Annotated in this window: 17 protein-coding genes and 2 pseudogenes; 11 read left to right on the top strand and 8 right to left on the bottom strand. The window is 47.7% G+C overall.

Annotated elements, in window-relative coordinates; genetic code table 11:
- Window positions 1-159: 159 nt before the first annotated feature.
- From ACINLD_RS14045 to ACINLD_RS14035, 3 genes are read left to right on the top strand one after another with little or no spacing between them, the layout of a single operon-like run.
- Window positions 160-735, top strand: a complete 576-nt coding sequence (locus tag ACINLD_RS14045; RefSeq protein WP_409444854.1) for a DeoR family transcriptional regulator — start codon at window positions 160-162, stop codon at window positions 733-735.
- A 20-nt stretch (window positions 736-755) separates the two neighbouring features.
- The gene (locus ACINLD_RS14040) at window positions 756-2399 is read left to right on the top strand and encodes a copper resistance protein CopC (RefSeq protein WP_409444853.1); all 1644 of its coding nucleotides are present in this window, start codon (window positions 756-758) and stop codon (window positions 2397-2399) included.
- A 4-nt stretch (window positions 2400-2403) separates the two neighbouring features.
- Window positions 2404-3033 (top strand): YcnI family protein, encoded by a 630-nt coding sequence (locus tag ACINLD_RS14035; protein ID WP_026585925.1) that lies wholly within the window; start codon window positions 2404-2406, stop codon window positions 3031-3033.
- Window positions 3034-3116: 83 nt separating this feature from the next.
- Here ACINLD_RS14035 and ACINLD_RS14030 read toward each other — a convergent pair whose 3' ends face one another.
- Entirely contained in the window at window positions 3117-3257 is a 141-nt protein-coding gene (locus ACINLD_RS14030; protein WP_409444852.1) for a hypothetical protein, read from the bottom strand.
- A gap of 172 nt (window positions 3258-3429) precedes the next feature.
- Between ACINLD_RS14030 and ACINLD_RS14025 the strand changes: the two genes are divergently transcribed.
- Window positions 3430-4314 (top strand): DMT family transporter, encoded by an 885-nt coding sequence (locus ACINLD_RS14025; protein WP_026585924.1) that lies wholly within the window; start codon window positions 3430-3432, stop codon window positions 4312-4314.
- A gap of 12 nt (window positions 4315-4326) precedes the next feature.
- Here the strand turns inward: ACINLD_RS14025 and ACINLD_RS14020 are convergent, their stop codons facing one another.
- The 4 genes from ACINLD_RS14020 to gabT form a co-directional block, all read right to left on the bottom strand.
- A complete protein-coding gene (locus ACINLD_RS14020) occupies window positions 4327-4563 on the bottom strand; it encodes an SDR family NAD(P)-dependent oxidoreductase (RefSeq protein WP_410207042.1) in 237 nt (78 codons plus the stop codon).
- 158 nt (window positions 4564-4721) lie between these two features.
- Window positions 4722-6116, bottom strand: coding sequence for a succinate-semialdehyde dehydrogenase (gene gabD, locus ACINLD_RS14015; protein WP_026585923.1), 1395 nt, complete (start codon window positions 6114-6116; stop codon window positions 4722-4724).
- Window positions 6091-7482, bottom strand: coding sequence for an APC family permease (locus ACINLD_RS14010; RefSeq protein WP_026585922.1), 1392 nt, complete (start codon window positions 7480-7482; stop codon window positions 6091-6093). Before ACINLD_RS14010 ends, gabD begins: the two co-directional genes overlap by 26 nt.
- Window positions 7483-7509: 27 nt before the next feature.
- On the bottom strand, window positions 7510-8823 hold the full coding sequence (gene gabT / locus ACINLD_RS14005; protein ID WP_026585921.1) for a 4-aminobutyrate--2-oxoglutarate transaminase: 1314 nt from the start codon (window positions 8821-8823) through the stop codon (window positions 7510-7512).
- Window positions 8824-8924: 101 nt separating this feature from the next.
- Between gabT and ACINLD_RS14000 the strand changes: the two genes are divergently transcribed.
- Window positions 8925-10343 (top strand): PLP-dependent aminotransferase family protein, encoded by a 1419-nt coding sequence (locus ACINLD_RS14000; protein WP_026585920.1) that lies wholly within the window; start codon window positions 8925-8927, stop codon window positions 10341-10343.
- A gap of 69 nt (window positions 10344-10412) precedes the next feature.
- Here the strand turns inward: ACINLD_RS14000 and ACINLD_RS13995 are convergent, their stop codons facing one another.
- Complete coding sequence (locus ACINLD_RS13995) at window positions 10413-10709, bottom strand: ArsR/SmtB family transcription factor (RefSeq protein WP_026585919.1); 297 nt, start codon at window positions 10707-10709, stop codon at window positions 10413-10415.
- A 136-nt stretch (window positions 10710-10845) separates the two neighbouring features.
- On the opposite strand from ACINLD_RS13995, the gene ACINLD_RS13990 reads away from it, so the two are divergent.
- The 5 genes and pseudogenes from ACINLD_RS13990 to ACINLD_RS13970 all read left to right on the top strand — a co-directional run.
- A complete protein-coding gene (locus ACINLD_RS13990; protein WP_026585918.1) occupies window positions 10846-11130 on the top strand; it encodes a putative quinol monooxygenase in 285 nt (94 codons plus the stop codon).
- A 21-nt stretch (window positions 11131-11151) separates the two neighbouring features.
- Complete coding sequence (locus ACINLD_RS13985; RefSeq protein WP_026585917.1) at window positions 11152-11889, top strand: NADPH-dependent oxidoreductase; 738 nt, start codon at window positions 11152-11154, stop codon at window positions 11887-11889.
- A 246-nt stretch (window positions 11890-12135) separates the two neighbouring features.
- Window positions 12136-13020 (top strand): TetR/AcrR family transcriptional regulator, encoded by an 885-nt coding sequence (locus tag ACINLD_RS13980; RefSeq protein WP_026585916.1) that lies wholly within the window; start codon window positions 12136-12138, stop codon window positions 13018-13020.
- A 12-nt stretch (window positions 13021-13032) separates the two neighbouring features.
- A complete protein-coding gene (locus tag ACINLD_RS13975) occupies window positions 13033-14448 on the top strand; it encodes an MDR family MFS transporter (RefSeq protein ID WP_077735716.1) in 1416 nt (471 codons plus the stop codon).
- Window positions 14449-14616: 168 nt separating this feature from the next.
- Window positions 14617-14737 (top strand): annotated as a pseudogene (locus ACINLD_RS13970) (transporter); the annotation flags it as partial.
- A gap of 214 nt (window positions 14738-14951) precedes the next feature.
- On the opposite strand, the gene bglS reads toward ACINLD_RS13970, so the two are convergent.
- Window positions 14952-15683 (bottom strand): beta-glucanase, encoded by a 732-nt coding sequence (bglS, locus tag ACINLD_RS13965; protein WP_409444851.1) that lies wholly within the window; start codon window positions 15681-15683, stop codon window positions 14952-14954.
- 184 nt (window positions 15684-15867) lie between these two features.
- Here bglS and ACINLD_RS13960 point away from each other — a divergent pair.
- Window positions 15868-16175 (top strand): annotated as a pseudogene (locus ACINLD_RS13960) (cation transporter dimerization domain-containing protein); the annotation flags it as partial.
- 205 nt (window positions 16176-16380) lie between these two features.
- On the opposite strand, the gene ACINLD_RS13955 reads toward ACINLD_RS13960, so the two are convergent.
- On the bottom strand, window positions 16381-17319 hold the full coding sequence (locus ACINLD_RS13955; RefSeq protein ID WP_026585913.1) for a siderophore ABC transporter substrate-binding protein: 939 nt from the start codon (window positions 17317-17319) through the stop codon (window positions 16381-16383).
- Between the last annotated feature and the right edge of the window lie 7 nt (window positions 17320-17326).

Raw genomic sequence — 17326 nt, 5'->3', positions numbered from 1 at the left:
TTTACTATTTCCCAATCAGGTCATGCGAACTAAAAAAATACCATTTTAACTTTTGTTAAAGTTCAACATTTCATCACATTTTTTATCATCATCCCGCTTGTTTCTTTTCCTTCAATTTAATAGGCTTATACATATACGAATCAAGAATGGAGGGGGAGAATGCTACCAATCAAACGGAGGCAGCAAATTTTGGCGTGGATCAAAGAAGAGGAAACCATGCGGATTTCCGACATTTCAAAAAAGCTGAACGTCTCTGAAATGACGGTGTACCGCGATATCAAACCGCTTATTGAAAACGGCCAGGTCATCAAAACGGCCGGCGGGATCGCTTTAAACCGGCCGAAGCAGCCGCAGGGCCAGCTCTGTCTCGTCTGCGGAAAACCGGCGGCGAATCAGAGGCTGTCCGTCCAAATCGTGAAAGCCGACGGCGGAGTTGAACAATTTTGCTGCGCCCACTGTGCCATGCTCCGCTATGAAAAGGTAAAGGATGATGCAGCACAGATCATCTGCCGCGATTTTTTATTGGACACGACAATCAGCGCCAAAATGGCCGTTTTTCTGCTTGATGCCGATCTTCATTTGCATTGCTGTGAGCCGCAGGCGATCGCGTTCGCCTCAAGATCCGACGCGGAGAAATTTAAGAAAGGATTTGGAGGCAGGCTTTTGTCGTTTGATGATGCGGCACAGGAGATTCAGAAAAACATGAAGGAAGATTGCTGCCGCCTGAAAACATGAAATTTTTAATGAAAGATTGGATGAATATGAAAAAAAGAGCTTCACTTTGGACAGTCATGGCTGTTCTCTGCTTCTTCATGGTGCCAAAAGCCGCCTTTGCCCATGCTTATATCGTCGATTCGGCGCCGGCGGCGAATCAGGAGCTGGAAAAAGCGCCGAAAGAGGTCAAAATCGAATTCAATGAAGTGATTCAGGAAGGATTTCACTCGATAACGGTCAGAAATTCTTCGGGTGAGCGCGTCGATTCAGGGGAAACGCAAATCGATCCGGACAACCGAAAAATCATGACCGTCAGGCTGAAGCAAAATATCAAGAATGATATTTATTCAGCTGAATGGCGTGCTGTATCGGCTGACGGCCATCCCGTCTCAGGCACGATCCCCTTCAGTGTCGGCAACGTTCAAGGCGGTTTGGCAAATGAGCAAACAAGCGCCGCAAAAAGCCTGCCATCGGCCGATACCGTTATGAATCGAGTTCTTCTTTACACAGGTTTTTCCCTTTTCATGGGTGCTGTTCTTTTCAGGCTCGTCTGGCACCGCCCTGAAAACGGATGGCCGGCCAACAGGCGCCGCCGCGTGAACCGGGTCAGGAACATCGCGCTCCTGTTCATCAGCGCAGCTATCATCATTCAGCTGCCGCTTGAGACAAAGGCAAATGCGGGAGTTTCATGGACGGAGGCTTTTCAGCCTGGACTGTTAAAGGAAACGCTTTTTCATACAACAAGCGGGATGCTGTGGATCGTCAACATCGTCCTCGTCGCTCTGCTTGCCGTTTTCTCGCTGAAAAACGGACGATTGAACAGCATTTTAGGGTTGATCCTGTTCATAGGGCTTTTATTTGTCAAATCGTTTTCCGGCCATGCCGCCGCAACGAGTTACAGCTATATGACGACAGCGATGGATTTCATCCATTTGACAGCAGCATCCGTTTGGACCGGGGGACTTGCCTCCATTGTGCTGTTCTTCGGGAAAGACTGGCTCAAGCCTGATAAAGACCCCATATGGGCGACGATCCGGCGCTTTTCGCCGTGGGCGCTCGTTTCAGCGGGGCTCCTGATGTTTTCGGGATTGCTAAACAGCTTTTTCATTGTCCATACATTGAACAACCTGTTGGAGACCCTTTACGGGAAAACGCTTCTGCTCAAATCAGGGCTCGTCCTGTTGATGATCGGCTTTGGGGCGTTTCATTATGTCCGCTTCAGAAAAAAACCGAAACACTCAAGGCACACGATCAAAGCCGAATGGGCAGCCGGTCTTCTCATTCTTTTGACAACAGCGGTTTTCACCAACATACCAAGCCCGCCGGCGCCGCTTCCGCAGCCATTTAATGAAACAAAGCAGCTGACTGACGGTCAAACTCTGTCACTAAGAATCAGTCCCAACATGCCCGGAGCCAATACATTTGAAGTCGTTGTCAAAGACCGAAGGGGAGAAATGATCAAAGATATTCAGAAAATCGACTTAACGGTCTCCAAAACAAGTCTTTTCGGCGACAGCAAGGAAAGCACCTTCACCCTTTCCAAAAAGGAAAAGGGCGTATTCCGAGCGAAAAATTTAAACCTGAATGAAGAAGGCATCTGGAAAGTCCGGGTGCATGGCTTAACAGCATCATTTGAGGAAATCAGAACGGTTTTTAATGCAAAAGTCAATAAAAAGGAGTCTTGATAGCATGTTTAAACAAAACTTGTTTTTAAGCGCCGTATGCGCAGCACTTCTGCTTTTTGCCGTACCGGTGAGCGCACACGTCACCGTCAAGCCCGCCGAATCCGCGGCAGGATCATGGGAAACATATACGATCAAAGTGCCGGTTGAAAAAGATATTGCAACGACTAAAGTCGTTCTCAGCATGCCTGATGGCGTTGAGTTTCAGCAGTATGAACCTGTTCCCGGCTGGAAAACGAGCACCGAAGAAAAAGACGGAAAGGTCACAAGAGTGACATGGGAAGCTGAAGACGGAGGCATTCAGCCGGGAGAGTTCCAGCAGTTTACCTTCACGGCGAAAAACCCCGACAAACAGCAGCAGGCCGCATGGGACGCCTACCAGTATTATAAAGACGGAAGCATTGTCGAATGGACCGGTGATGAAGACGCCGATACCCCGCACTCGATCACAAACATCGTCGATGCTTCCAAGCTCGGACACGAAACCGTTGATGAGCATGGAGCGACAACAAAAGAGACACCGCAAGAAGCTCAGGGAAATTCAGGGATTCAAACCGCTTCTCTCATTTTGTCAATCCTTGCTGTTTTACTCGGGGGAACGGCACTGTTCGTGACAGTGCGCAGAAAGAAATCGTAAAAAGACTTATGCTGCCTGAGAGGATCTCGGGCAGCTTTTTTTGCGGAAAAGAAAACCCCCGTTATCACGTCGTTATGATTGGTTCACCAGTGGTTTAGTGATTCTGCCAAAATATAATAGGACATACCCGTTTTTTCTTCCGTTTCAAGTAAATTCCGGCCGATCGGCAACTCCTGTGTACAGCTTTTCGGTATGCCTTGAATGGCTTCATCCGCTTCCTCCATGAATGGATTGATCACCTATGATATGATTTCGCCAAGGGTGTTGACCAGTTCCTTTTTCAGGAGCGGAGTAATCGCATTGCACATCATCATATGATTTAAAAAACGGCAAACTTGTCATACAATAGAAAAAGTGAAATTGATCGGTATTTTGACCTGAGGGAGAGATCGGAGCATGAAACTATCGATTCTATTTGTCTTGCTGGCTGCGGTTTTATGGGGAACGACAGGAACAACCCAGGCGTTTGCGCCAAAGGAAGCGGCGCCTCTTGTTTTCGGTGCCGTCAGAATGGCGGTCGGCGGCTTAACCTTGCTGCTTTTCGCGGCCGGACGCGGGCGGTTGACACGCGCAGGCTGGCCTGTACGGCCGTTGGTCATCGCAGCCTTGAGTATGGCATTCTATCAGCCTTTCTTTTTTTCGGCCGTCAGCTTATCCGGGATTGCCGTCGGAACGGTGGTCGCCATCGGCAGCGCACCGGTTCTCGCAGGTTGCCTTGAGTGGCTGACCCACCGCAAGATTCCCGGCAAAAGATGGTGGATTGCGACGATGGCGGCGATCTGCGGTGTATCCTTGTTATTTATCCCATCCGCTTCCTCAAAAGGCAGCTTCTTCGGCATTTTGCTGGCGCTTGGGGCGGGGCTCTCTTTTGCCGTGTATACCTTGACGAGCAAACAGCTCCTGCAAAGGCAGATGCCCGAGGCCGTAACCGGGGTTGTCTTCTCCTTAAGCGCTGTGATGCTCTCTCCGTTATTGTTTCTGTATGATCTGAGCTGGATCTTTTCCGCCCGGGGTGCGGGGGCCAGCCTTTATATCGGAGTGATCGCGACTGCTGCAGCATATCTCTTGTTTACAACAGGCCTGAAAAAAGTGCCCGCTTCAACGGCCGTCACCCTGTCCCTGGCCGAACCGCTCACCGCTTCGCTGTTGGGGACCGCGCTTGTCAGAGAGTCCCTTTCTCCCGTGTCATGGGCGGGGATCGCGCTTTTGTTGCTGGGGATTTTTTATGTATCGTATACACCTAAAAAGAAACGGAGTTTCGGAGTCTATGAAAACGTATAGCGGTGTGCGTTTTCACAGCACATCAATTCGTCCGAAGGTATCGATCGTAAAACGCGCAAACTCCTCCATATCATCTTGAGAAGTGACGTCTGTTACTTTATATTCAACTGTGCCGCCCTGTTTTTCAAGTGCCAGCTTAAGATTCCGCAGACGGCCTTCACGCCTCGCCGTAAGCACAACCTTGGCACCATTGCTTGCAAGTTCTTTGGCAACAGCTTCTCTGATTCTGCTGGATGCTCCGGTTAAAATAACGACTTTCTCTTCAACTGTCTTTATACATCAAAAAACTGCACTTCACATGATGATCTGTAGCCGTCGAGCTGCATTTGGTTTCCAAAATGAAAGCCCTGTATACTTGATTGTACACAGGGCTTTCTTTTGACACATATCGGTGAGGTTGTCGTCTTTTAATCACCCAAACCGATGGACAAATATTTCGTTTCAAGATAAGGTTCGATTCCCTCAATTCCGCCTTCACGGCCGATGCCGCTTTCCTTCATGCCGCCGAACGGTGCCTGTACTGCAGACGGGCCGCCGTCATTCCAGCCGAGAATGCCGTAATCAAGGTTTTCCGACAAATAGATGCCGCTGCGATAGTTTTCCGTAAAGAAATAAGCCGCTAACCCGTATGGCGTATCATTGGCAAGCTTGATCGCTTCATCCAATGTTTTGAAAGACGTAATCGGTGCAACAGGACCGAATGTTTCTTCATGCATGATCGTCATCGAAGCATCGACATCAGTCAGCACTGTCGGATGTACAAAATAACACGATTTCTCATCATCGCTGTCATATTCCGCGCCGATTAAAACCTTTGCACCTTTTTCGACCGCGTCATTGATTTGATCGACGATTTTTTGGAAGCCTTTTTTATTGATGATCGGTCCGACTGAAACGCCTTCGTCAAGACCGTTCCCCACTTTCAGCTTGGCGACTTCCGCGCGGAGTTTTTCCGCAAATTCGTCCTTGATCGATTCATGAACGATCAGACGATTGGCGCAGACACAGGTTTGTCCGGCGTTTCTGTATTTTGACAGCATCGCCTGTTGAACGGCAAGGTCAATGTTGGCATCCTCAGCAACGATCAGCGGCGCATGCCCGCCAAGCTCCATTGAGACATGCTTCACTGTATCAGCGCTGTTTTTAATCAAATGTTTGCCGACAGGCGTTGACCCGGTAAATGTGATTTTGCGGATCAACGGATGACTTGTGAAAATAGAGCCGATTTCTTCCCCGTCGCCGATCACACATTGAAGGGCGTCTTTCGGAATGCCGGCTTCATGCCCCAGACGCACAAGCTCAAGCGCTGTCAGCGGCGTATCCGGTGCAGGCTTGATGATAAAGGTGCAGCCCGCTGCCAGCGCAGGCGCGGCTTTACGCGTGATCATCGCCGCCGGAAAGTTCCACGGGGTAATGGCCGCAACAGGACCGACCGCCTGACGGGTGACGACAATCCGCTTATTGGTGACAGATGCGGGAACCGTTCTCCCGTAGACGCGCTTTGCTTCTTCTGCGTACCACTCAATATAACCTGCGGCGTACATCACTTCACCCTGTGCTTCCTGATAAGGTTTTCCATTCTCAAGCGTAATCAGCTTGGCCAGCTCTTCTTTTTGCTCAACAATGAGATCAAACCACTTTTTCAGCAAGCCCGCTCTTTCAACAGCCGACGTTTTCGACCATGTTTGAAACGCCTCATGTGAACGCTCAACCGCTTCTTCGACTTCCTTTGCGGATTGCTGGGGAACCGATTTGATTTTTTCTCCGGTTGCCGGGTTAAACACTTCTAGCATGCTGGTCATCTTGAATCTCCTCCCCTTTATGCTTTGAATTGCTGTTGTATAAAATAATGCCGATCAATGTCCATCCCGCCAATATCAACCATTCATACGGCCACACGAGCGCAGCCGGCATGCCCGGCAAATAAAAGGCAAGGAAGATAACACTTAAGAGGATAGCAGATAAACCCGTTGTTTTCCACTTATTGATTTTGTACGGTCGGTGTAAGTGGGGCTCTGTTTTTCTCAGCTTCATAAACGCAATTGACACGATCAAATACCCGACGATAATGCCGGTTCCTCCGGCATCGACAATCCACACGAGAGCGGGGCGTCCCAGGAGAGGCGCGAAGAATGCCAACGCGCCAAGAAATAAAATCGCATGTGTCGGCGTTTGATACTTGGGATGAATATAGCTGAACCATTTCGGAACCATCCCTTTTTCAGCCATGGCAAACAGGATGCGGCTCGCCCCGATGATAAACGCGTTCCAGCTTGTAATGATGCCGGCCACACCTCCAAGTACAAGGACAGTGCCGAACAGCTGACTGCCAAGCAGGTTCACCATGGCGTCTGCCGTTGCCAAAGAAGTCTCCGCAAGCTCGCTTTCAGATAAACCCATCGTCACCCCGAAGACGATCAAAAGGTAGAACACAACCGCGCTGACAATCGAGATGATTAAAATGTTGCCGATGATTTTTTTCGGTGCTTTGATTTCGGCCGCCACCTGAGGAATGACGTCAAATCCGACGAACAAAAACGGGATCATGACGAGCACGGACATCATTCCGGAAAATCCGTCTTTAAAGAGCGGCTTGACATTTTCAAAATCACCGTTGAACAAGGCGCCGCCCAGAAGCAGAAATCCGGTTGCAATGATGGCAATCGTAAAGACCGATTGAAAAATCGCAGCCGGCTTCACTCCGAAGTAATTGAGGGCGGTCAAAACGACGGCGCCTCCTGAGCCGATCAAAACCCAAGTCAAATAAACATCCCAGCCGCTGAGCGACCATAAAAACCCTTGGTGTTCAACAGGCATCACATAATCAATAACAGTCGGCAGTGCGACGGCTTCAAAGGTAATGACTGAAACATAGCCGAACAGCACACCCCAAGCGGCGATAAATGCCGTCTTCCGCCCAAATGCCCGATAGACGAAAACCAGTCCGCCTCCCGTTTCCGGGATCGCGGAAGACAGTTCCGCATACGTTAAACCGATCAATATCACAAGAATCCCGCCGATGACAAACGCGATCGTGCTGCCCAAAAAGCCGGCCGTCGAAATCCAGTCGCCGGAAAGGACAACCCAGCCCCAGCCCAGCATGGCCCCGATCGCCAAAAATAGCACATCCGTCTGCGACATTGATTTTTTCATTTTCTGTTTTCCCATGAACATCCGCCCCCTTTGTTGGTCAATCTAGAGTTGTTCCAGCGCTTCTTCGATGATGCCAAGCCCTTCTTGCAGCAATTCGTCCGTGATCACAAGCGGCGACAGAAAACGGATGATATTGCCGTTGATCCCCGCCGTTAATAAAAGCAGCCCGTGTTCATTGGCATACTTGGCGATATTGGCGGCTGACGCTTTGTCCGGCTGACGCGAGCTTTGATCTGTGACGATTTCGATCGCCGCCATCGCCCCGAGCCTGCGGACTTCACCGATCATCGGGTATTTCGTCTTCCATTCAAGCGCTTTCTCTTCGATCGCTTTTCCGATTTCTTCAGAACGCTTATTCAGCTCTTCCTCTTCAATAATGTCGAGCACGGCAAGCGCGGCGACACAGCCGAGCGGACTGCCGGCATACGTCCCGCCAAGCTCGCCGGGGGATGCGGCATCGAGCATTTCCGCCTGTCCGATGACACCGCTGAGCGGAACGCCTGCGGCAAGGGACTTCGATACCGTCACAAGGTCAGGTACAACATCGAAGTGTTCAATCGCAAAGTATTTACCTGTGCGGGCAAAGCCTGTTTGAATCTCGTCAGCCACAAAGACGATTCCGTGCTGTTTGCAGAAACGGGCGACATGCTGGACAAACCGTTTGGAAGGAATGATAAAGCCGCCTTCCCCCTGCACCGGCTCCATGACGACACATGCGACCGTCTCGGGAGCGACAGAGGAAACAAAGAAATCGTCAAAAGCCTGAATCACCATGTCATCATAGCTTTCATCCGTCATGCCTTCCGGCTTCCTGTAATAGTAAGGGAACGGCGCCTGATAGACCTCAGGTGCAAATGGCCCGAATCCGAACTTGTACGGCTTGACCTTGCTCGTCATGCTCATCGTCATGTTGGTGCGGCCGTGGAATCCGCGGGTAAAGGATACGACCGCTTGACGATTGGTATATTTTCTGGCGATTTTTACGGCGTTCTCAACGGCTTCAGCCCCCGAATTTAAGAAAATGGCTTTTTTATCGTGTGTGCCTGGTGCAAGCCGGCACAGCTTTTCCGCCAGTTCCAGATATGCAGGATACATCATCACATTGAAGCCCGGATGGATTAGCTGTCCGGCTTGCCGCTTGACCGCTTCAACGACTTTCGGATGGGAATGCCCGACGTTTACCGTACCGATCGCTCCTGCGAAATCGATAAAACGCCGGCCGTCTATATCATATAAAACCGCACCTTCTCCTTTTGCTGCCAGCTGGCGGTTGCCATTGGCAACCCCTCTTGCCACAAATTGATCCCGTTTGGCCTGCCAGTCTTTCGTTGTCAACTCTGTTGTGTTAAGACTCATAAATGATCTCTCCCCTTCATTATTTCTTACTATTCTGAATATTTTTTGGTATGATGAAAAGTACCAACTTTTAATTTTTCATGGTACCAGAAGGAGGGGCTATGATTACAATACCGATTGACCGCTCTGGGGACGCGGATTATATTTATCACCAAATTTATCAGAAAATCAAAGAAGAAATATTCAACCGAAATCTTTTGCCGGACAACAAACTGCCGTCAAAACGCGAACTTGCCAAAGCGCTGAACGTCAGCATCAATTCCGTCAATGCGGCTTACCAGCAGCTTCTTGCCGAAGGGTACCTCTATTCAAAGGAAAGAAAGGGTTTTTTCGTGGAGCAGATCGAAACATTTCACGCCAGCCGGCACTCAGAACCGCTCCGGCTTGATGCAGAATTGGCTGAAGAAGCGGAAAAAGGAGGCGGCTGGATTTCTTTTTCACATATGAACGTGGATACAACTCATTTTCCTTTTAAAACATGGCTTCGCTGCGAACAAAAAGCTGTCGCTTCCCATACGAGTGAACTCGGAGAAATGACGCATCCGCAGGGCGTATACGGAGTGCGTCAGACCATCGCCCGCTTCATCGCGCTGACAAGAGGTGTCAAATGCCATCCCGAGCAGATCGTGATCAGCGCCGGCACTCAGCCGCTCATCCACACCCTCCAGGACCTGCTTCCGGAATCTGCCCTTTATGCAATGGAGGAGCCCGGATACAGCCGCATCTACCAATTGCTGAAAAATGAGAACAAGCGGGTCGCAACGATCGAGCTTGATCATAAAGGCGTGCGGATCAGCGATATTCAAGCGCTGAACCCCGATGTTCTGTTTGTGACGCCTTCACACCAGTTTCCAACAGGCATCATCATGCCGGTATCAAGAAGGATTCAGCTGTTGAACTGGGTGTCCGACGGTGAAGACCGCTATATTGTTGAAGACGATTATGACAGCGAATTTAAATATGGCAGCGACACCATTCCGGCTTTGCAAAGCCTTGACCGCTCTGAAAAAGTGATTTACATCGGAACATTTTCCAAGTCGCTTCTTCCCGGCCTGAGAATCAGCTATATGGTGCTGCCGCAAAAACTGTTGAAGCGATATAGAAAACGGCACCATTTCTCCATTCAAACAAGCAGCGTCCTGACGCAATTCGCCCTTCAGGAATTCATTGAATCGGGAGAATACCAAAAACACATCAAGAAAATGAACCAAATATATGAAGAAAAACGGACAAGGCTGATCGAAAGCCTTGAGAACACCTTCGCGCACCGGCTGAAGATCAAAGGAGCAAGCGCAGGGCTGCATTTTGTGGCCGACTTTGAAACAAACCACAGTGAAGAGGATGTTTTACGGCGGGCCGGAGAAAGACGGGTGGAAATATACGGGATGAATCGCTTTATATTAAATGGAAAAAAAGAGAAGCAACCCGGTGTCGTCTCTCTTGTTCTTGGATTTGCGAAAATCGGCATGGGGCAGATTGATGACGGGGTGGCAAAGCTCTATGAGGCGGTCTGCGGATAAAACAAATACACCGGCAGCGCTATCTGCCGGTATTCCCGAAAATGAGCTTCGATATGTTTTAATTAAGGTTTACCACCGTTCTTTGCCGACTTGAAGGATCGCATCGATCAATCCCGGAAACTGCTTATCCAGTTCATCCTTGCAAAGGGAATAATAATGGTGCTTTCCTTCAATCCGCACTTTGAGAAGACCGGCTTCCCGAAGCACTTTGAAATGGTGGGAAAGCGTCGATTTGGCCACTTTGAAATTGCTGCATGAACCGCACGTTTTTTCCGCCGTTTCAGCCAAAGCTTGGACAATTTCCAGCCTGATCGGATCACTCAGCGCCTGAAGAACGGAGATTAACTTCATGTGATGTGTTTTCATGGGTTAAATGTATCATAATCCTTACTTCAAGACAATTAGGCAAATTGTTTGCCGAAGAAAGCTCCTCATGATACGATTCAACTGTTCGATGATTTTCGAACAATAAATTCAAATTGAATAACGGAGGTCATATCCGATGATCGTATTACAAGCTTACATGAAAGTAAAACCGGAAAAACGAGACTCATTTTTAGAAAGCATTCAGCCATTGCTTAAACATTCAAGAGCTGAAAGCGGAAATGCCCAATACGAGCTCTTCGAGAACACCGAAGAGGCCACTACATTTGTTATGCTCGAACAATGGAAAGACCAGGAAGCGCTTGACGCCCATAATCAAACAGAGCATTTTCAAACGTTTGTTAAACAAGCAGGCGACCTTTTAGCTGAACCGCTCAATGTGGTGCGCACGCAAACAACGTAAATGAAGAAGGGATAGATGAACATGAATGAAGTATTAAAAACACTGACAGACCACAGATCGATCCGCAGCTATACAGATGAGCCTGTCAGCCCTGAACAGCTGGACAGCATCATCCAAGCCGTCCAGGCCGCTCCGACATCGATCAACGGCCAGCAGGTCACCGTGATCACCGTCCAGGACCAAGAGAGAAAACAGAAGATTGCCGAACTGGCCGGCGGACAGGCCTGGATCGATCAGGCTCCCGTTTTCCTCCTCTTCTGCGCAGACTTCAACAGGGCGAAAATCGCGCTTGAGAAAAACGGACAGAACCTTGCCATAACAGACGGAATGGAATCGGTGCTCGTCGGGGCGGTCGATTGCGGCATCGCCATCGGCACTGCCACGGCTGCCGCCGAATCTATGGGACTCGGCACCGTGCCGATCGGCGCTGTCCGCGGCCGGGCCGAAGAACTGATCGGACTGCTCGAGATTCCCGAGTACGTGTTTCCGGTTGCAGGCCTTGTCGTAGGCCACCCGGCAGACCGTTCAGCGAAAAAACCGCGCCTGCCTGAACAAGCGGTAAGGCACAGCGAAACATACCGACGTGATTTGAAACCGCTGATTGACACATACGACGAAGAGATGTCCGAATACATGAAACAACGCACAAACGGACAGGAATCGCGAAACTGGTCGCAAGGCATTTCAGCTTACTACAACAGCGTGTATTATCCGCACATTCGGGAAATGCTTGAAAAGCAAGGATTTAAACTGAAATAGAAAAAACATGGGCTATCGCGTTCGATAGCCCTTTTTCAACATTCCGCAATCAAAAGCTCCATCATCAGTCTGCGCAATGTGGCAAACTGCGGCATCCCCCCCTTTTTGAATCGATCAAACCAGCCGCCAAATAAACTGAAACAAAATCGTTGACCGTACCGGTCGTGTCTGCTAATATTCTTTTATGAAAACTCATGAGTTTTTTTATGACTCATGGGTTTTATCATTGTGAGAGAAGGATCAAGGATGAAGGATAAGAAAGCAGACATCATAAAAGCCGCCAAAAAACTGTTTGCCGAAAAAGGCTACCTCAATGTTTCGATGCAGGCGATTGCTGAAGAATGCAAAATTTCCAAGGCCTCTATTTATAAAATCTTTCAATCAAAAGAAGAACTGCTGCTGGCATTAATCAACTTCAGAAAAGAAGAAATGCTGAAGAAAAGCGCCAAAATCAATACGGAATCCTCTTTGACGCCGAAAGAGAGATTCGCAAAGAAAATCGCCCTGGAAATCATGGAGTTTAGAGAAAACCGTCAATTTATCAACTTCATGTCCAACGACGGGGCGTCTCCTGATACGGCCCTTATTCGAAAGCATCTCAAACAGACGAAGTCGATGATTATCAGCTGGCACAGAGATTCGATCATTCAGGCGTACGGAGAAGAGGTGAAACCGTACATTTGGGAGCTCGTGATCATTTACCACGGCTTGATGAGGGAATTCCTTTTCTTAGTCGCCGCTAAAAAATCTCAGCCTCATGTCGAGTCGATTCCGCCATTCATTATGTCTTTGTTGGATTTGTACATCGAGAAAAAACAGACCGGTGAAATGAAACCTTCATTAAATGAAGACATTATAGCCAGCTATATGAATATGGCCATTCCACACCCGCCCAAAAAGGAAGAATTGCTGGCCGGGCATTTACAAACACTGAAAGATGCAATCCGCTCGCTGTCAAACGATGACTTTGACGTCAAGGAACTGCAATCTGCCGCGGGCATGCTGTGCCAAGAAATGTTCGAAGAAGAGCCGCGTCCGTTTTTGATTCAGGCTCTCCTCGATTACCTCGGAAAAATCGAGACGCTGGAACAGACAATAGCACAAATCAAAACAATATATACGAAAGAATAAGAGGGATTTCACATGAATACAGAAACTGAACAGCAAACCTATAATCGAAAGATCATCGTCGGTTTGCTTATTGCCGGAGCCTTTATCGCGATCTTGAATCAGACGCTTTTAGTTACCGCGCTGCCGCATATTATGGCGGATTTGAATATCGATGCGACACAAGGACAATGGCTGACAACGGCCTTTATGCTGACGAACGGGATTCTGATTCCGATTACCGCCTTTTTGATTGAGCGGTATTCAAGCCGGGCGCTTGTCATTGCCGCGATGGCAATCTTTACAGCCGGTACGATCGTCGGCGCGTTCGCGCCTAACTTCCCGATTCTATTGACTGCGCGGATCATCCAGGCCGCGGGCGCCGGAATTATGATGCCGCTTATGCAAACGATCTTTTTAACGATTTTCCCGGTTGAAAAACGGGGATCGGCAATGGGGATGGTCGGCCTTGTCATCGCCTTTGCCCCGGCGATCGGTCCGACATTGTCAGGCTGGATCGTTGACAGCTTTACTTGGAGATACTTATTCTATATCATTTTGCCAATTGCGCTCATTGACCTTGTATTGGTCATCATTCTGATGAAAAACGTAACGAAATTGAGAGAAACATCTGTTGACATCCTCTCCATCATCCTGTCCAGCTTAGGGTTCGGCGGATTATTGTACGGATTCAGCAGCGCCGGCTCAGAAGGATGGGGAGACAATACCGTTATCACTTCATTTGTCATTGGCGCCATTGCCTTAATCGTCTTTATTATGAGACAGTTGAGGATCAAAAGACCGATTCTCGAATTCCGCGTCTTTCAATCATGGACGTTCAGCATAACCACATTGCTGGGAATGATTGTTTTCGCCTTAATGATCGGTACAGAAACGATTTTGCCGCTTTATACACAGAACGTCAGAGACGTTACCGCTTTTGATTCCGGTCTGATGCTTCTGCCGGGAGCGGTCGCTATGGGAATTATGTCTCCGATTATCGGCAGGATTTTTGACAAGATCGGCGGAAAAGGGCTGGCGATCATCGGATTTGCCCTCCTGCTCTTGACGACGATACCGTTTGCCGATCTGAAAATCGATACATCACTGACATTCATTGTCGTCATTTATACCGTGCGCATGATCGGAACTTCGATGATCATGATGCCGCTGACAACAGCCGGCATCAACGCTTTGCCGAATCATCTGATTCCGCACGGAACAGCGATGAACAATACGATGCGTCAAATCGGCGGTTCGATCGGTACGGCTGTATTAATTTCTGTGATGAGTACGTCGACGAAACACGCCAGCACTTCAAATCCGTTGAACGCAGTCGTACACGGAATGAACTCAGCCTTTATCGTCGCAGCCGTCCTCGCCTTGATCGGATTTATTCTCTCATTTACGCTGAAAAAGAAGCCGCAGAAGCAAGAGCAGCCTGCGCGCTGAAGGAAAGACACCAGTTCGAACTGAACTGGTGTCTTGTCTTTTAATAAAAAACAGCCGGACTGTGCCGGCTGTTCCGTTTGTCGAAAATCCGTGTGAGAAAATATGACGGTTTATTCCAAATTTGTGAAGTCTTCAGCAGGTAAGCTTGGATAAAAAGAAAAAATGATCTATCGTCACTTTCGGGCCGAAACGCTTGCATCCTTTATTATGATAGCTATCGAACTGCAAGTGCTGTTCAGCGCCGGAGAATCCATTTTTTTTGCTAAACAAGACGCCGGATATGATTGCGGGACGGCAGCGGGCGATTTTAGTGAACGAAAGAGAAAGATTGATAGAACAACAAAAAGAAATTGAAGAATATGAAGATGTTATTTTAACAAAAGAAAGAGGACTGGCATTATCTCGATAAATTTCGTATAGAAGACTATTCATGCCAACAATTTCTCATTACAATCATAAGAGCCCGGCTATATTGAGGCAGCAGGCTCTTATTATATATGACACTATTTTTTTGTATAACGCATCCAGTCGTAATGAGCGTATAGCGGTGTTACACCATTGTAGGAACCGAGCCATTCATCGACACCAGTACCATTCCACAAGTTCATCATGATCTTTCCTGGTGTTGTCGGAATATGGCTTGTCGCAGTATGTTTTAATTGCCCATCGACATACCATTTAATAGAATTTGGCTGCCAATCGAACGCATACGTGTGATAGGCATTGGCTGCATCAAATCCGAGATTCACAAGCTTCTCATGGTTTCCTATACCATTTGTATAATAGTTAAATTGAACCTTTGTTGTGTCTTTTCCTAAAAATTCGATATCAATCTCATCCCAAGGCGTTCCATCTGTTGGGCCTGTGTAAGTGAAGAACGATGAAACGATCCCTGTGTTTTTAGCTGGTTTCATTTTGACTTCATAAAGTCCATAGCCATATGTTTGAACAGAACGGTTTTCCCCGCAGTCAAACTTGTTATAGGATGGACTTGTTAGCGCCAAACGCATTTCACCCAATGACGTCATTGATACATTATTTGCACGCCAAGTGCAGTTGAACATATTTCCATTCGAATAACCATTTGCTTTTTGCCATAAACCGGGGTTATAGCTGTTAAAAGGGTCAAAAAACGATCCGCCTGCTTGAGCCGAGGCAGTAGAAGTGAATGCAGACAAACTCATAAACAATCCAGTGATAAGAAGCAACAACACTCGTTTCATACGATAAGGCATGTTGGCAGTCCCCTTTTCTTGAAAGCGTTTTCTTTATCGATCATACATGATCCTTTTAACAGGGAACATCGGTCAAAATAATGATAATAAAGAATCTTACTTACTAGAATCCTGTACCTATCTTTTAGATTGAAAAGTCATTTGGCTTTGCACATTCTTTGGATTATACTTAGACTCAACTTTAATTGATATGGTCACGGCGTTTGTGAATTGGTCTTCTCATTTCAAAAAACGGGATGGGATATTGTTAAAGATTCATCCGGCTCTTTAACAGATGGCTTCGTGTTAAGGACATTTCAGATAAGAAAACGATCGAAAAGCTCTCACGAGATACTTGGGCAGTAGGGTCTGCGTTGATGTAGCGGCTGAAGTATCCGCTGATTTAAATATGACGGAAAGCCGCGATATCGCCAATGCAATTGAGCGGGGAATAAGGAGGAGCATGCGGTTGATTATTCGCATGTTCATATGGAGCCTATAGAACGGAAATAATTAGCTTCCTGCCACAGGAAGCTAAGATTAAAGAGAAAGTGGGGTTTTTAAAGACTGATATCAAAGAAACCCTCATTTTTATTTTCTCATACACAATATAAAGTGTATCTATAGGACGAACTCAATATATTGTATAGATAACATTTCAAAAAGGCTGTCGGGATTTTCTCAACAGCCTGAACAGCCGGACTGTGCCGGCTGTTTTTTATTTCAATCCGTTTTCGACTTCTTTCACCATTTCTGACACAGACTCAAGTCCTCCGCCTGATAAGTACCAGTAGCCCGGGTCAAGGTATGTGATATGACCGTTTTTATACGCGTTTGTCGATTTGACGATTTCGTTTTCAATCACTTCTTTGGCTGTTCCTTTTTCCCCGATGGCCGCGCTCCGGTCGATGACAAACAGATAGTCCGGATTTTTTTCTGAGATATATTCAGAAGAAACGCTTTGGCCGTGAAGGGATACTTTGATGTCTTGATCAGCAGGCTCAACGCCAAGTACATCGTGGATCAGGCCAAATCTTGAGCCGCTTCCATAAGCGCTGATTTGTTTGTCGCTTGTCAGGACGACCAATCCTTTGCCGCCTTTTTCTTTAGCCAGTTTGTTGACTTTCTCTGCCTGGCTATCAATTCTCGCCAGCTCATCCTTTACAGCATCTTCTTTGCCGAAGATTTTGCCGATGTTTTCGGTATTTTCTTTAAAGCTCTTCATATAGTTCTTCTGGTCAAGCTGAATGTCGATCGTCGGCGCGATTTTTTTGAACTCATCATATTGTTCCGACTGTCTGCCTTCGATGATGATCAAGTCGGGCTCAAGTTCAGCAATTTTTTCAAAGTCAGGCTCTTTTAGTCCGCCGACACTTTCATACTTATTTTCATTATATTTTTTAAGATAAGCCGGAAGACTTTGCTTCGGAAGGCCGACAACGCGGTCGCTTAATCCGAGCTCATCAAGTGTGTCAAGCACTCCGAAATTGAAGACAACGACTTTTTTCGGATTTTTGGGTACATCTGTTGAGCCGCTCGCATGTTTGATTGTGACCGTTTCTCCTTTTTTCGCACCTGAATCAGCGGATTGGCTTCCGCACGCCGCGATGACAAGCACTGTCACCAGCGCCATTAACAATAATGATAGTTTTTTCAAGATAATC

The organism is Bacillus sp. z60-11, from assembly GCF_046464135.1.
Taxonomy (GTDB): Bacteria; Bacillota; Bacilli; order Bacillales; family Bacillaceae; genus Bacillus; species Bacillus sonorensis_A.
Note: the sequence above shows the minus strand (reverse complement) of the source record. Positions and strands in the feature narration are given on the sequence as shown.

Excerpts from the sequence above, each read along its gene's own strand:
- ACINLD_RS14030 (WP_409444852.1), bottom strand. The coding sequence starts at position 3,257 with ATGGAGGAAGCGGATGAAGCCATTCAAGGCATACCGAAAAGCTGTACA.
- ACINLD_RS14035 (WP_026585925.1), top strand. The coding sequence starts at position 2,404 with ATGTTTAAACAAAACTTGTTTTTAAGCGCCGTATGCGCAGCACTTCTG.
- ACINLD_RS14025 (WP_026585924.1), top strand. The coding sequence starts at position 3,430 with ATGAAACTATCGATTCTATTTGTCTTGCTGGCTGCGGTTTTATGGGGA.
- ACINLD_RS14000 (WP_026585920.1), top strand. The coding sequence starts at position 8,925 with ATGATTACAATACCGATTGACCGCTCTGGGGACGCGGATTATATTTAT.
- ACINLD_RS13990 (WP_026585918.1), top strand. The coding sequence starts at position 10,846 with ATGATCGTATTACAAGCTTACATGAAAGTAAAACCGGAAAAACGAGAC.
- ACINLD_RS13995 (WP_026585919.1), bottom strand. The coding sequence starts at position 10,709 with ATGAAAACACATCACATGAAGTTAATCTCCGTTCTTCAGGCGCTGAGT.
- gabD (WP_026585923.1), bottom strand. The coding sequence starts at position 6,116 with ATGACCAGCATGCTAGAAGTGTTTAACCCGGCAACCGGAGAAAAAATC.
- gabT (WP_026585921.1), bottom strand. The coding sequence starts at position 8,823 with ATGAGTCTTAACACAACAGAGTTGACAACGAAAGACTGGCAGGCCAAA.
- ACINLD_RS14010 (WP_026585922.1), bottom strand. The coding sequence starts at position 7,482 with ATGGGAAAACAGAAAATGAAAAAATCAATGTCGCAGACGGATGTGCTA.
- ACINLD_RS14040 (WP_409444853.1), top strand. The coding sequence starts at position 756 with ATGAATATGAAAAAAAGAGCTTCACTTTGGACAGTCATGGCTGTTCTC.
- ACINLD_RS13980 (WP_026585916.1), top strand. The coding sequence starts at position 12,136 with ATGAAGGATAAGAAAGCAGACATCATAAAAGCCGCCAAAAAACTGTTT.
- bglS (WP_409444851.1), bottom strand. The coding sequence starts at position 15,683 with ATGCCTTATCGTATGAAACGAGTGTTGTTGCTTCTTATCACTGGATTG.
- ACINLD_RS13985 (WP_026585917.1), top strand. The coding sequence starts at position 11,152 with ATGAATGAAGTATTAAAAACACTGACAGACCACAGATCGATCCGCAGC.
- ACINLD_RS13975 (WP_077735716.1), top strand. The coding sequence starts at position 13,033 with ATGAATACAGAAACTGAACAGCAAACCTATAATCGAAAGATCATCGTC.
- ACINLD_RS14045 (WP_409444854.1), top strand. The coding sequence starts at position 160 with ATGCTACCAATCAAACGGAGGCAGCAAATTTTGGCGTGGATCAAAGAA.